The 12,294-nt window shown below is 62.9% G+C and carries 13 protein-coding genes and 1 tRNA gene; 4 read left to right on the top strand and 10 right to left on the bottom strand.

The features are described 5' to 3' along the window. Positions 1 to 3: 3 nt before the first annotated feature. From IAE33_RS12145 to IAE33_RS12130, 4 genes are all read left to right on the top strand, one after another. Positions 4 to 1,209 (top strand): CmpA/NrtA family ABC transporter substrate-binding protein, encoded by a 1,206-nt coding sequence (locus IAE33_RS12145; protein ID WP_201163676.1) that lies wholly within the window; start codon positions 4 to 6, stop codon positions 1,207 to 1,209. A gap of 12 nt (positions 1,210 to 1,221) precedes the next feature. Next, positions 1,222 to 1,797: an ANTAR domain-containing response regulator gene (locus IAE33_RS12140; protein WP_201163675.1), complete on the top strand. Its 576-nt coding sequence runs from the start codon at positions 1,222 to 1,224 to the stop codon at positions 1,795 to 1,797. Positions 1,798 to 2,142: 345 nt separating this feature from the next. Further along, positions 2,143 to 3,354 (top strand): nitrate/nitrite transporter, encoded by a 1,212-nt coding sequence (locus tag IAE33_RS12135; RefSeq protein WP_201163674.1) that lies wholly within the window; start codon positions 2,143 to 2,145, stop codon positions 3,352 to 3,354. A gap of 9 nt (positions 3,355 to 3,363) precedes the next feature. After that, positions 3,364 to 5,031, top strand: a complete 1,668-nt coding sequence (locus IAE33_RS12130) for a bifunctional protein-serine/threonine kinase/phosphatase (RefSeq protein ID WP_201163673.1) — start codon at positions 3,364 to 3,366, stop codon at positions 5,029 to 5,031. 151 nt (positions 5,032 to 5,182) lie between these two features. On the opposite strand, the gene IAE33_RS12125 is transcribed toward IAE33_RS12130, so the two are convergent. From IAE33_RS12125 to ybgC, 10 genes are all read right to left on the bottom strand, one after another. Then, a tRNA-Lys gene (locus IAE33_RS12125) sits at positions 5,183 to 5,258 on the bottom strand. Between the two features lie 60 nt (positions 5,259 to 5,318). Then, positions 5,319 to 5,993, bottom strand: a complete 675-nt coding sequence (queC, locus tag IAE33_RS12120; protein WP_201163672.1) for a 7-cyano-7-deazaguanine synthase QueC — start codon at positions 5,991 to 5,993, stop codon at positions 5,319 to 5,321. Between the two features lie 17 nt (positions 5,994 to 6,010). Next, complete coding sequence (gene queE / locus IAE33_RS12115) at positions 6,011 to 6,658, bottom strand: 7-carboxy-7-deazaguanine synthase QueE (RefSeq protein ID WP_028634607.1); 648 nt, start codon at positions 6,656 to 6,658, stop codon at positions 6,011 to 6,013. Between the two features lie 173 nt (positions 6,659 to 6,831). Continuing rightward, a complete protein-coding gene (gene ybgF, locus IAE33_RS12110; RefSeq protein WP_201163671.1) occupies positions 6,832 to 7,638 on the bottom strand; it encodes a tol-pal system protein YbgF in 807 nt (268 codons plus the stop codon). 6 nt (positions 7,639 to 7,644) lie between these two features. Further along, entirely contained in the window at positions 7,645 to 8,148 is a 504-nt protein-coding gene (gene pal, locus IAE33_RS12105) for a peptidoglycan-associated lipoprotein Pal (RefSeq protein WP_023536326.1), read from the bottom strand. 54 nt (positions 8,149 to 8,202) lie between these two features. Beyond that, positions 8,203 to 9,474: a Tol-Pal system beta propeller repeat protein TolB gene (gene tolB, locus IAE33_RS12100; RefSeq protein ID WP_033728126.1), complete on the bottom strand. Its 1,272-nt coding sequence runs from the start codon at positions 9,472 to 9,474 to the stop codon at positions 8,203 to 8,205. Between the two features lie 26 nt (positions 9,475 to 9,500). Then, a complete protein-coding gene (tolA, locus tag IAE33_RS12095) occupies positions 9,501 to 10,601 on the bottom strand; it encodes a cell envelope integrity protein TolA (protein WP_201163670.1) in 1,101 nt (366 codons plus the stop codon). Further along, positions 10,601 to 11,053: a protein TolR gene (tolR, locus tag IAE33_RS12090; RefSeq protein WP_003254760.1), complete on the bottom strand. Its 453-nt coding sequence runs from the start codon at positions 11,051 to 11,053 to the stop codon at positions 10,601 to 10,603. The genes tolA and tolR overlap by 1 nt, the downstream gene beginning before the upstream one ends. Positions 11,054 to 11,067: 14 nt before the next feature. After that, positions 11,068 to 11,763, bottom strand: coding sequence for a protein TolQ (gene tolQ / locus IAE33_RS12085; protein ID WP_027914217.1), 696 nt, complete (start codon positions 11,761 to 11,763; stop codon positions 11,068 to 11,070). Between the two features lie 2 nt (positions 11,764 to 11,765). Beyond that, the gene (gene ybgC / locus IAE33_RS12080) at positions 11,766 to 12,218 is read right to left on the bottom strand and encodes a tol-pal system-associated acyl-CoA thioesterase (RefSeq protein WP_028634603.1); all 453 of its coding nucleotides are present in this window, start codon (positions 12,216 to 12,218) and stop codon (positions 11,766 to 11,768) included. Positions 12,219 to 12,294 lie beyond the last annotated feature (76 nt).

The following is a 12,294-nucleotide window of genomic DNA, read 5'->3' as shown; positions in this document are numbered from 1 at the left end:
AACGTGAGCGACACCAGCAACGACCTCATTCCACGTCAGCCCCTGGCCTGGGTCGCCGGCAGTGACGCCCCGGAAAAGCGCGTGCTGAACGTCGGCTTCATGCCGCTCAGCGATGCCGCCTCGGTGGTGGTCGCCGCCACCCAGGGCTTCGCCCAGCCCTACGGGCTCACCCTGGAGCTGCACCGGCAAACCTCCTGGGCGGGGGTCGCCGACAAGCTGGCAAGCGGCGAGCTGGATGCTGCACACGCCTTGTACGGCATGGTTTACGCCCTGGAGCTGGGCCTCGGCGGCGCGCCGGCTACCGACATGGCGGTGCTGATGGGGCTCAATCACAATGGCCAGAGCATCAACCTGTCGCAAGCGTTGGTGGACACCGGCATCACCCGCCCGGCCGCACTCGGCCAACGCGCCGCCGAGGCCGCTGGCAAGCTCACCTTCGCCCACACCTTCCCCACCGGCAGCCACGCCCTGTGGCTGTACTATTGGCTAGCCAGCCAGGGCATCCACCCATTGCACGACGTCAACAGCGTGGTGGTGCCGCCGCCGCAGATGCTCGCGCACTTGCAGGCCGCGCGCATCGACGGCTTCTGCGCAGGTGAGCCCTGGAGCGCCCACGCCGTGGCGCTGGGCCAGGGCTGCACGGTCGCCACCAGCCAGTCGATCTGGCCTGACCACCCGGAGAAGGTGCTGGCCTGCACACGGGCCTTCGTCGAGCAGTGCCCCAATACCGCCCGCGCCCTGCTGATGGCGGTGCTGGATGCCAGCCGCTTTATCGAGGCCAGCGCGCAGAACCGTCGCAGCACCGCGCAGCTGATGAGTGGCCGCGAGTACCTCGACCTGCCCCTGCGCAGCATTGAGCCGCGCTTCATGGGTTTGTACGACGATGGCCTGGGCCACCAGTGGCAAGACCAGCACCCGCTGCGCTTCCACAACCATGGCGCGGTGAACGTGCCCTACCTCTCCGACGGCATGTGGTTCATGACCCAGTTCCGCCGCTGGGGCCTGCTGCGCGACGACCCGGATTACCGCGCCGTGGCTGGCCGAGTGCAACGGCTCGACCTCTACCGCGCTGCCGCGGGCGCGCTGGGCATCGCTGTGCCGGCCAGCCCCCTGCGCCGTTCGCAACTGCTCGACGGTAGCGTGTGGGACGGCAGCGACCCGGCCGCCTACGCGCGCAGCTTCGCCTTGCACGCCCGCCACGATCGCTGACCGGAGGTCTGGATGCTGCGCATTCTGCTGATCAACGACACCTCGCGCACCGGCGGTCGCCTGCGCACCGCGCTGAGCGAAGCGGGTTTCGACGTCATCGACGAGTCGGGCCTGACCATCGACCTGCCCGCCCGGGTCGAAGCCGTACGCCCGGACGTGGTGTTGATCGACACCGAATCCCCCAGCCGCGACGTGATGGAGCAAGTGGTGATCGTGACCCGCGACCAGCCGCGTCCCATCGTCATGTTCACCGACGAGCACGACCCCGGCGTGATGCGCCAGGCGATCAAGGCCGGCGTCAGCGCCTATATCGTCGAAGGCATCCACGCCCAACGCCTGCAACCGATCCTGGACGTGGCCATGGCGCGCTTCGAAAGCGACCAGGTGCTGCGCGCGCAGCTCCACGCCCGCGACCAGCAACTGGCTGAACGCAAACGCATCGAACTGGCCAAGGGCATGCTGATGAAGATGAAAAGCTGCGACGAGGAAGAGGCCTACACGCTGATGAGGCGCCAGGCGATGAGTCGCCAGCAGAAGCTGATTCAAGTGGCGGAGCAGATCATTGCGATGAACGAGCTGCTGACGTGACGCACACACAACTGATCATGCACCAGAATGCGGCAGCCCCTGCCATGCTGCACCGTTATCCATGCGCAAGGCCTGATTCAGTACGCTTGCACCACTGACTGCAAGGGCGCTGTAGAGCTGCCCGGCTGGTCCATCCGCCACCTGGCACACAACCTGCTTTCACCTCCCTACAGGTAACCAACGGCGGTTGCCCCACCCCGACAAAGACGTCGCATGCCCGTTCGCGAAAGCGGATTTGGCATGGCGACGTCTTTGCGTTTCTGGCCTCGCATGACGAGGTGGTGGAGCAGCCGTAAGGCTCGCCCACCTGCAAGCCCACAACCCAATTGCAGATGAGGTGCTGGAATGAACAAGAGCTTCTGGAAAGCCGGACATACCCCCACGTTATTCGCCGCGTTCCTCTACTTCGACCTGAGCTTCATGGTCTGGTACCTGCTTGGCCCTATGGCGGTGCAGATCGCCACCGACCTGCAACTGACAACCCAGCAGCGCGGCTTCATGGTGGCCACGCCGATTCTGGCCGGGGCGATCCTGCGCTTCATCATGGGCATGCTGGCCGACCAGCTGTCGCCGAAAACCGCCGGGATCATCGGCCAGGTGACCGTCATCGTCTCGCTGCTCATGGCTTGGCAGCTCGGCATCCACAGCTACGAACAAGCTCTGCTGCTCGGCGTGTGCCTGGGCATGGCCGGCGCCTCGTTCGCCGTGGCGCTACCACTGGCCTCGCAGTGGTACCCTGCCGAGCACCAGGGCAAGGCCATGGGCATTGCCGGCGCCGGCAACTCCGGCACCGTGCTGGCCGCCCTGGCCGCGCCGGTGCTGGCCGCCGCCTTCGGCTGGACCCAGGTATTCGGCCTGGCGCTGATCCCGCTGGTGCTGACCCTGATTGTGTTCGCCGTGCTGGCGAAAAACGCCCCCAACCGCAGCAAACCCAAATCCATGGCCGACTACCTCAAGGCCCTGGCCGACCGCGACAGTTGGTGGTTCATGTTCTTCTACTGCGTCACCTTCGGCGGCTTCATCGGCCTGGCCAGCGCCCTGCCCGGCTACTTCCACGACCAATACGGCCTGAGCCCGGTGACCGCCGGCTACTACACCGCCGCCTGCGTGTTCGGCGGCAGCCTGATGCGCCCCTTGGGCGGCGCGCTGGCGGACCGCTTCGGCGGCATCCGCACGCTACTCGGCATGTACGCTGTGGCCGCCGTGTGCATTGCGGCGGTGGGCATGCACCTGTCCAGTTCCATCGCCGCCCTGGCGCTGTTCGTCAGCGCCATGCTCGGCCTGGGCGCCGGCAACGGCGCGGTGTTCCAGCTGGTGCCGCAGCGCTTCAACCGCGAAATCGGCGTGATGACCGGCCTTATCGGCATGGCCGGCGGCATCGGCGGCTTCCTCCTGGCGGCAGGCCTTGGTGCCATCAAGCAAAGTACCGGCGACTACCAACTGGGCTTGTGGCTGTTCGCCAGCCTTGGCGTCGTAGCCTGGTTCGGGCTTTACACCGTCAAGCGCCGCTGGAGGACTACCTGGGGCTCGGCGGCCTTCACCGCTGCGCGGGTCTGAGCCACCGCCATGCCCCTGCACCTGCGCTATGCACACAGCAGTGCCAGCGGACCACGCGCCGAAAACCAGGACGCCACGCGTCTGGTCTGCCCCGCCGCATCGCTTGCGGCCAGCAAGGGCTACCTGTTCGCCCTGGCCGACGGCGTCAGCCAGTGTGCTGATGGCGGCCTGGCCGCACGCGCCACAGTGCAGGCCCTGGCCCACGACTACTACGCCACCCCGCAAACGTGGGGCGTGGCCCAGGCGCTGGACCGCCTGCTGATCGCGCAGAACCGCTGGCTGCACGCCAACGGCGGTGGCCAGCCCTTGCTCACCACCCTCAGCGCGCTGGTGCTACGCGGCCGCCGCTTTACCCTGGCGCACGTCGGCGATTGCCGGGTGTATCGCTGGCATGAGGGGCAATTGCAGCGCCTGAGTGAAGACCACGTGTGGAGCCAACCGGGCATGCAGCATGTGCTCAAGCGTGCCATGGGCCTGGAGCAGCACCTGGTGGTGGACTACCGCGAGGGTGAGCTGCACGCAGGCGAACATTTTCTGCTGGTCAGCGACGGCGTCTGGGCGACACTGGGCGATGCGTCCATCGCTGGCGTGCTGCGCGACGAGCCTGATTTGCAAAAGGCTACTCAGGCCTTGGTCACCGCCGCCCACCTGGCTGGCAGCCAGGACAACGCCAGCGCCGTACTCGTGTGTGTAGACGACCTTGGCGAAGCGAGCCTGGGCGACGCCCTCGAACACGTGCAGCAATGGCCGCTCCCCCCTGTTTTGAAAGCACGCCAACGCTTCGAAGGTTGGCAGGTCGACACGCTGCTGGGCCATACCCGGCAATCGCTGCTGTACCGCGTCCATGATGACCACCAGCAACCCTGGCTGCTGAAAACCCTGCCCGCCCACTGCGACGGCGACGAGGAAGCCGGCCAGCGCCTGCTGCAGGAAGAATGGTTTCTGCGCCGCGTAGCCGGGCGCTACTTCCCCGAAGTGCACCCCGCCAGCGAGCGCCAGCACCTCTATTACCTGATGCGCGAACACCCCGGCCTCACCCTCGCCGAACATCACCGCCAGCACGGCACGCTGAGCCTTACCCAAGGTCTGGACATCGCCATGCACTTGCTACGGGCGCTGGGCATGCTGCACCGGCGCAACATCCTGCACCGCGACATCAAGCCCGAGAACCTGCTGCTCGACGAAAACGGCGAATTGCGGGTTCTGGATTTCGGCTTGGCGTACTGCCCGGGGCTGTCGTCCCACACCCCCGGCGAGCTGCCCGGCACCCCCAACTACATTGCCCCGGAGGCCTACGCAGGCGCCGCGCCAAGCGTGGCGCAAGACCTCTACAGCGCAGGCGTGACCCTCTATTTCCTGCTGACCAGCCGTTACCCCCACGGCGAAATCGAAGCCTTCCAACGCCCACGCTTCGGCACACCCGTCCCCGCCAGCCGCTACCGCCCCGACCTGCCCGAATGGCTGGTGAACAACCTCGACAAAGCCTTGGCCAGCGACCCGGCCGAGCGCTTCGAAACTGCCGAGCACTGGCAACTGGCGCTGCAACATGGTGAACAACAGCCCAGCCCGCGCCCACGCCCACTGCTCGAACACGAACCCCTCAAGGTGTGGCGTACCTTGGCCCTTGGCTCATTGCTGCTAAACGGGCTGCTGGTGATCTGGCTGCTGCACGCATGATCCCAACACACCCAGGACCGCACCCGACGGTCCGCTGCCCCGATGAGGTATCCCATGAACGCAAAAGTCTGGTAGACGCACAGCGGGAGCTGAGCACATAAACGAAAAAGCCCGCCACCGTTTCCGGTAGCGGGCTTCAACGTACTGCGTATGGTGGGTCGTGTAGGATTCGAACCTACGACCAATTGGTTAAAAGCCAACTGCTCTACCAACTGAGCTAACGACCCGTTGGATGGCGCGTATAATACTGATTTCTAACGGGAAATCAACACTTCAGCGCAATTTTTTCAAAAATACCGGGTGGGGTCGGCCTGCCCTGCAGCCCTGAAGCCTTCGGCACGCAGGCGGCAGCTGTCGCATTTGCCGCACGCGCGGCCATCATCGTCCGCCTGGTAGCAGGAAACCGTCAGGCTGTAGTCCACACCGCGGGCCATACCCGCCTGTACGATCTGCGCCTTGCTCATGTTCTGCAACGGCGCCTGAATGCGGAAACCCTGCCCTTCTACACCCGCTTTGGTGGCCAGGTTGGCCATACGCTCGAAGGCTTCGACGAACTCGGGGCGGCAGTCGGGGTAGCCGGAGTAGTCCACCGCATTGACGCCAATGAAGATATCGCGGGCCTGCAGTACTTCAGCCCAGCCCAACGCCAGCGACAGGAACACGGTGTTGCGTGCCGGCACGTAGGTGACCGGGATACCTTCACCCGGGGCTTCTGGCACATCAATGCTGGTGTCGGTCAAGGCCGAACCGCCGATGCCGTCCAGGTTCAGGCCAATCACCTTGTGCTCCACCACACCCAGGTCACGTGCCACCCGGCCTGCAGCATTCAGCTCAGCGCGGTGGCGCTGGCCGTAATCGAAGCTCATGGTGTAGCAACTGTAGCCTTCGGTTTTGGCCATGGCTACGACGGTGGCCGAGTCGAGGCCACCGGACAACAGGATTACTGCGCGTTTGTCTGTCATGTCTGTCACTCTTTCAATCAACGTCCGGGCTCGTCGTTCCACAACAGCTTGTGCAGTTGCAACTGGAACCGTACGGGCAGGTTATCGGCGACGATCCAGTCCGCCAGGTCGCTGGCACTGACCTGGTGGTGGCTGGGCGAAAACAGCACTTCGCCCGCGCGCTCGGCCAGGTTGTACTGGATCAGTTTGGACACCGCCCAGTCGTAGTCCTCACGGGAACAGATGACGAACTTGACCTGGTCGTTTCGGGTCAGTTGCTCGATGTTCTCGTAGCGGTTGCGGTGCGACTCCTCCGAACCCGGGGTCTTGAGGTCGACCACGCGGCTGACGCGCAGGTCGGTGCCGGCGATATCGAGGGCGCCGCTGGTTTCCAGCGACACCTCGTACCCGGCATCGCACAAACGCTGCAACAACGGCAAGGCATTGGGCTGAGCCAGCGGCTCGCCGCCGGTAACGCAGACATAACGCGGTTTGAAGCCCGCCACCTGCTCAAGGATCGAATCGAGGCTGCGCACGGTGCCACCACTGAAGGCATAGGCACTGTCGCAGTATTGACAGCGCAGGGGGCAACCGGTGAGCCGCACGAATACCGTGGGTAGCCCAGCCGTTCGCGTTTCACCCTGCAACGAGTAAAAGACTTCGGTGATGCGTAATGTGTCTTGCATGATCGCCACGGGCGTGACAGCTAAACAGGCTGCCCGCCTCCGTCAGGCACTGTCGCGGACTCGACATGGCGTTATCCGCAACAGCGTGTTTACGAAAAAAGGGCGCTGATTCTAACGAAAAAACCCGCGACAGGCGCGGGTTTCTTTCGAACGGTACCACCAAGCGGCACAGCCTAAAGCTTTTGCAGGTCTCGCTGAGCCAGCTGAGCGGCGGAGGTGCCGGGGTACTGGGTAACGACCTGCTGCAAAATACCTTTGACCTTGTCGGTGTGCCCCAAGCGACGCTCAACATCGGCAAGCTTATAGAGCGAGTCCGGCACCTTGCTGTGCTTGGGGTACTTCTGGCTGACCTGGGCGAAGGCCTGGCTTGCACCTTGCAGGTCACCTTTGGCCAGGTTCACCTCGCCCAGCCAATACTGGGCATTGCCCGCATACTGGCTGTTGGGGTACTTGCGCAGGAAGGCGTTGAACGCCTGGCTAGCCTTGTCGAGGTCTTTCTGTTTGATCAGGTCGAAGGCGGCATCGTAGTAGAGCTTTTCCTTCGCCGGGTCACCGGGCTCGCTGTTGGCGGCCGGTTGTTGGGCTGCAGCACCCGCTGCTGCCCCGGTGGCGGCGCCAGAGGCACCACTACCAGCAGAATTGTCAGGGGTCGCGGCAGGCGCGGCGCCACTGTTGATGCGACGGTCCAGGTCCTGGTAACGCTCCAGGTTTTCCTGCTTCATGCGCGACACATCGTTTTGCAGCTCTTCGATGATGCCTTGCTGGCGGGAAAGCTGATCCTGCATCTGTTGCAGCTGCATGAACAGCTGGCCCTGTGCAGAGGCAGGGGCCGAAGCCCCTGACCCGGCATAGGCGCCGCTCGTGCCATAACCCGCAGGCGGATAGCTGCCTGAGTTGTCATCTACTACAGGGACTGCAGCCCACGCCGAAAGGGGCAGGCTGAGTGCGAGGACGGTTACTGCACGGCGGCACATACGCATAAGAACTTACTTACGCAGTTCTACGCGACGGTTTTGAGCCCAGGACTGCTCGTCGTTGCCAGTGGCAACTGGACGCTCTTCACCGTAGGAAACCACTTCCAGTTGAGCAGGGGAAACGCCCTGCAGAACCAGGTAGCGCTGAACGGCCTTGGCACGACGCTCGCCCAGAGCCATGTTGTACTCACGGGTACCGCGCTCGTCGGTGTTACCTTCCAGAACGACACGGTTGCCGTTGGCTTTCAGGTCCTTGGCGTGAACGTCCAGAGCGCGCATGGCTTCTGGCTTCAGGTCCGAGCTGTCGTATTCGAAGTAGAAGGTGGTGATTGCGCGCAGAGCGGCTTCTTCGCTCAGGGAACCGTCCACTGCGCCGGTGTTTGCACCGTAGCCAGCGTTCGGGTCAACGGCGCCAGCGCCTTCACCAGCATTGTCACCGCCCTTCGAGGAGCAACCTACAGCCACGGCCATGGCCAGAGCCAGCGCAGCGAATTTACCAAACTTCAGCATTTCCATCGTGAAACTCCTAATGAAACCCCAGTGTGTTAAGCAAAACGTATTACGCCGCAATCAGTTCAGGTAAGGGGACCAGGACGGTTCTCTGACTTCGCCTTGAGCGGTAGGAAGTGGGAGCCTCACGCGGCCATTAAGCGACACGAGCATCAAGACTCCCCGGCCCTGCTGGCGGGTGGCGTAGATTAGCATGGTGCCGTTGGGCGCAACAGTGGGAGACTCATCAAGACTGGTCTCCGAGAGAATCTTTACACTTCCGCGTTGCAAGTCCTGAGCCGCAACTTTGAAGTTGGTGAAGCCCTGCTGACGGTGAATCATGACCAAGGTCTTTTCGTCAGCCGACAGTTTCGGGTTGGCATTGTAGTTACCCACGAAAGTAACGCGCTCTGCACTGCCACCACTGACCGACTGTTTGTAGATCTGTGGCTTGCCGCCGCGGTCCGAGGTGAAGTACAGGGTGTTGCCATCCTTGCCCCAGAACGGTTCGGTATTGATGCCCGGGCCGGCGGTTACGCGGCTGATCTGGCGCGACGCCACGTTCATCACATAGATGTCCGGGTTACCGTCCTTGGACAGCACGAATGCCAGGCGCGAGCCGTCAGGCGACCAGGCAGGTGCGCCGTTGAGGCCTTCGAAGTTGGTGATCTGCTCGCGACGGCCCGTGTCGATGTGCTGGATGAAGATGCGCGGGCGACGCTGCTCGAACGACACATAGGCGATGCGCTTGCCATCCGGCGCGAAGCGCGGCGACAGGATCGGCTCACGCGACTGCAGCAGGGTGACCGCACGTGCACCGTCGTAGTCCGAACGTTGCAGGGTGTAGCGGGTGTTGTTGGTGGAGAAGCGCTCGGCGGTTACGTACAGCATGCGGGTAGAGAACGCACCCTTGATGCCGGTGAGCTTCTCGAACGACTGGTCGGCAATGTAGTGCGACATGTCGCGCAACTGGTCGGCAGTGCCGGCCACGCTGCCGGTCAGCACCTGCTGCTCGGTGGCCACGTTGAACAGGGCGTACTGCACCTGCAGGCGGCCACCGGACGGCACGATGCTGCCGACCATCACGTACTGGGCACCCAGCGCTTTCCAGTCCCGGAAGATGACTTCGCTGGCCTGGGACGGCTGGCTGATCATGTTCTGACGCGGAATGGGCGAGTAGTAACCCGAGTTGCGCAGGTCGTTACCGATGATGTCTGCCATGTCTTCAGGCAGCACGCTGCCGCCCTGGACGGCAAAGGGTACCACCGCGATGGGTGTGGCCCGGTCGCTACCACTGGTGACCAGGATGTTCTTTTCCTCTGCTACGGCCATGCCTGCCACGCAGCACAGCATGACCAGCAGTCCTCTCAGACGTTTAATCACAACGCTAGATCCTCAGGTGTAAATGTCATCTTGAACGAGCGATACCTGTTGAAATCACTCGGCTTCATACCCTGCATTTCAGTCAGACGACCGATGTTCTTCATTGCGGCCACTGCCGAACTGTCAAACGGGCCGTCGCCACTGGAGCGCAGCACGCTCACATTGGTGATGGTGCCATCCGGCAGCATGCTGACCTGCAGGACTACCGTCATGCCTTTACGTGCCGAAGGGGGCCGCGCCCAACCTTCTGCTGCACGCATGCGGATCAGGTCGTCGAAATCGCCAGACACCTGGTCACCCTGCTCGTCCGCCAGTGCCTGCTGACGCTCAGTGGTGTCGGACAACAGCTCGGCCAGTGCCTGCGCCTTCTTGTCCTCAGCCGCCTTGCGTGCCGCTTCCTGGGCCTTTTTCTTCTGGGCATCTGCCGCGGCCTTTTTCTTGGCCTCTTCAGCTGCCTTTTTCTTCGCGTCCTCGGCTGCCGCCTTTTTCTTGGCGTCCTCGGCCGCTTTTTTCTTCGCCTCTTCGGCTGCCTTTTTCTTGGCATCCTCTGCGGCTTGTTTCTTCGCCTCTTCAGCCGCCTGCTTCTTGGCCTCGTCCTCGGCTTTTTTCTTCGCTTCGTCTTCGGCTTTTTTCTTGGCAATGTCGGCTTGCTGTTTTTCCGCCGCTTTTTTGGCCTCTTCGGCCTTCTTCGCTTCGGCCGCTTTCTTGGCTTCGGCCGTTTTTGCAGCTTCCTCGGCTTTTTTGGCCTCGGCCGCCTCGCGGGCTTCCTCGGCCTTTTGAGCAGCGTCGGCTTTCTTTTGTTCCGCCGCTTTCACAGCTTCCTGCTCGACCTTCTTCTGCTCCAGCTGCTCGACCTCGGTCTGGCGCGAAGCGGTTTTTTTCGCTTCCCCGGCAATTTTCTGGTTGGTCTGGGTGGTCGCCTGGCTCTTGGACTTGAGCTGATACAGCGTAGCCTGAACGATCGGCTTGGACGGCGGCAGCTCAGGGGTCATGGCGAAGCTGACGAACAGCAAGGCAAACACCAGCACATGCAGGCCGATGGCCCAGACACTGGGCCAGAAGTAGCTTTCCGAGGCGGATGGCTCTCGCTGTTGCATCAGGGCGCCTCGGTAATCAGGCCAACGTTACCGACACCGGCTTTCTGCAGCCCGCCCATGGCACCCATGACCGCGCCATAGTCCACGGCCTTGTCGCCACGGATGAAGACCTGGGTCTGTTTGCCCTGGTCGCGGCCGGCGGCAATGATCTTGGTCACAGCGTCGGTCATGGCCGGCAAGGTCATGGCCTTGTCCATCTGCTTGTCGGTGTCGACTTCACTGCCGAGGTTCCAGTAGTAGGTTTTGTCGGCCTTGATGGAAATGGTAAGGATCTGGACGTTGTTGTCCTGCGGCAAGGCTTCGCTGGAAACCTTGGGCAGGTCTACCTTGACGCCCTGGTTGAGCATGGGCGCCGTCACCATGAAGATGACCAGCAGTACCAGCATCACGTCGATGTAGGGCACCACGTTCATCTCGGCGACGGGCTTGCGTTTGTGGCGAACTCGGGCCATGGGCTTCTACCTGATTACTCTTCGCTGGTGTGCACTTTACGGTGCAGGATCGCCTGGAACTCGTCGGCGAAGGTGTAGTAGCGGCTGATCAGCGTTTCACTGCGCGCCGCGAAGCGGTTGTAGGCAATGACCGCCGGGATTGCCGCGAACAGGCCGATAGCTGTAGCGATCAGTGCCTCGGCGATGCCGGGGGCAACGGTGGCCAGGGTGGCCTGTTGGGCGCTGGCCAGGCCGCGGAAGGAGTTCATGATCCCCCATACGGTACCGAACAGGCCGATGTACGGGCTGGTGGAACCCACGGTCGCCAGGAACGGCAGGCTCTGCTCGAGCTTTTCTTCCTCGCGGGAAATGGCAACGCGCATGGCACGGCCTACGCCTTCCATGACCGCGTCAGGGTCAACCCCCGGTTGCTGGCGCAGGCGCGAGAATTCCTTGAAACCGGCACGGAAGACCTGCTCCACACCCGAATCCGGGTCTGGGTTGCTGCCGGCCTGGCGGTACAGCTTGGACAGGTCGATACCCGACCAGAAGCGCTCTTCGAAGGCATCCAGCGCACGACGACCGGCGCGCAGCATGGTGCTGCGCTGAAAAATCATGATCCACGAGGTGACCGAGGCGGCCACCAGGGTCAGCATCACCAACTGCACCACTACGCTGGCATTGCTGACCAGACTCCACATGGAGGTATGGTCGACGACGTTAGCTTCCACGCTTATTCTCCTGCATTCGATTGATTACCCGAGCAGTCGGCCACAAAGGCGTCGCGCAGCTCCGGGGGGATGGCTCGGGGTTTGAAAGTGTCGGCGCGCACAGCGGCCACCAGGAACTGCCCTTCGCAGAGCAGCGTTTCATCCTTTTCCCGCCAGACCTGCTGCACGAAGCGCAGGCTGGCGCGATTGAGTTCAAGTACTTGCGCGGTAACCCGCAGTTCATCGTCCAGCCGCGCCGGCGCGTGGTAACGCGCTTCGCTGGAGTGGACCACAAACAGCAGGTTGCCCTGCGCCAGCTGCGACTGGGAAAAACCCAGGTGCCGCAAGCGTTCGGTGCGCGCGCGCTCCATGAATTTCAGGTAATTGACGTAATACACCACGCCGCCAGCATCGGTATCTTCGTAATAGACGCGACAACGGTGTGCAAAGGGTTCCAGGCCATTTAGCGCGCGCATACTCTAGTGCTTACTCCTCGCCTTGCCAATCCGCTGTGGCAACTGTTTTTTCATCGTTCATGTCGTATTGCCAGCG

The sequence above is a fragment of the Pseudomonas sp. S60 genome, from assembly GCF_016647865.1.
GTDB classification, from domain to species: domain Bacteria; phylum Pseudomonadota; class Gammaproteobacteria; order Pseudomonadales; family Pseudomonadaceae; genus Aquipseudomonas; species Aquipseudomonas parafulva.
This window is presented reverse-complemented; position numbering and strand designations above follow the sequence as displayed.

Excerpts from the sequence above, each read along its gene's own strand:
- IAE33_RS12130 (WP_201163673.1), top strand. The coding sequence starts at position 3,364 with ATGCCCCTGCACCTGCGCTATGCACACAGCAGTGCCAGCGGACCACGC.
- tolA (WP_201163670.1), bottom strand. The coding sequence starts at position 10,601 with ATGCAACAGCGAGAGCCATCCGCCTCGGAAAGCTACTTCTGGCCCAGT.
- tolR (WP_003254760.1), bottom strand. The coding sequence starts at position 11,053 with ATGGCCCGAGTTCGCCACAAACGCAAGCCCGTCGCCGAGATGAACGTG.
- IAE33_RS12140 (WP_201163675.1), top strand. The coding sequence starts at position 1,222 with ATGCTGCGCATTCTGCTGATCAACGACACCTCGCGCACCGGCGGTCGC.
- pal (WP_023536326.1), bottom strand. The coding sequence starts at position 8,148 with ATGGAAATGCTGAAGTTTGGTAAATTCGCTGCGCTGGCTCTGGCCATG.
- queE (WP_028634607.1), bottom strand. The coding sequence starts at position 6,658 with ATGCAAGACACATTACGCATCACCGAAGTCTTTTACTCGTTGCAGGGT.
- IAE33_RS12135 (WP_201163674.1), top strand. The coding sequence starts at position 2,143 with ATGAACAAGAGCTTCTGGAAAGCCGGACATACCCCCACGTTATTCGCC.
- queC (WP_201163672.1), bottom strand. The coding sequence starts at position 5,993 with ATGACAGACAAACGCGCAGTAATCCTGTTGTCCGGTGGCCTCGACTCG.
- ybgC (WP_028634603.1), bottom strand. The coding sequence starts at position 12,218 with ATGCGCGCGCTAAATGGCCTGGAACCCTTTGCACACCGTTGTCGCGTC.
- tolB (WP_033728126.1), bottom strand. The coding sequence starts at position 9,474 with ATGCTGTGCTGCGTGGCAGGCATGGCCGTAGCAGAGGAAAAGAACATC.
- ybgF (WP_201163671.1), bottom strand. The coding sequence starts at position 7,638 with ATGCGTATGTGCCGCCGTGCAGTAACCGTCCTCGCACTCAGCCTGCCC.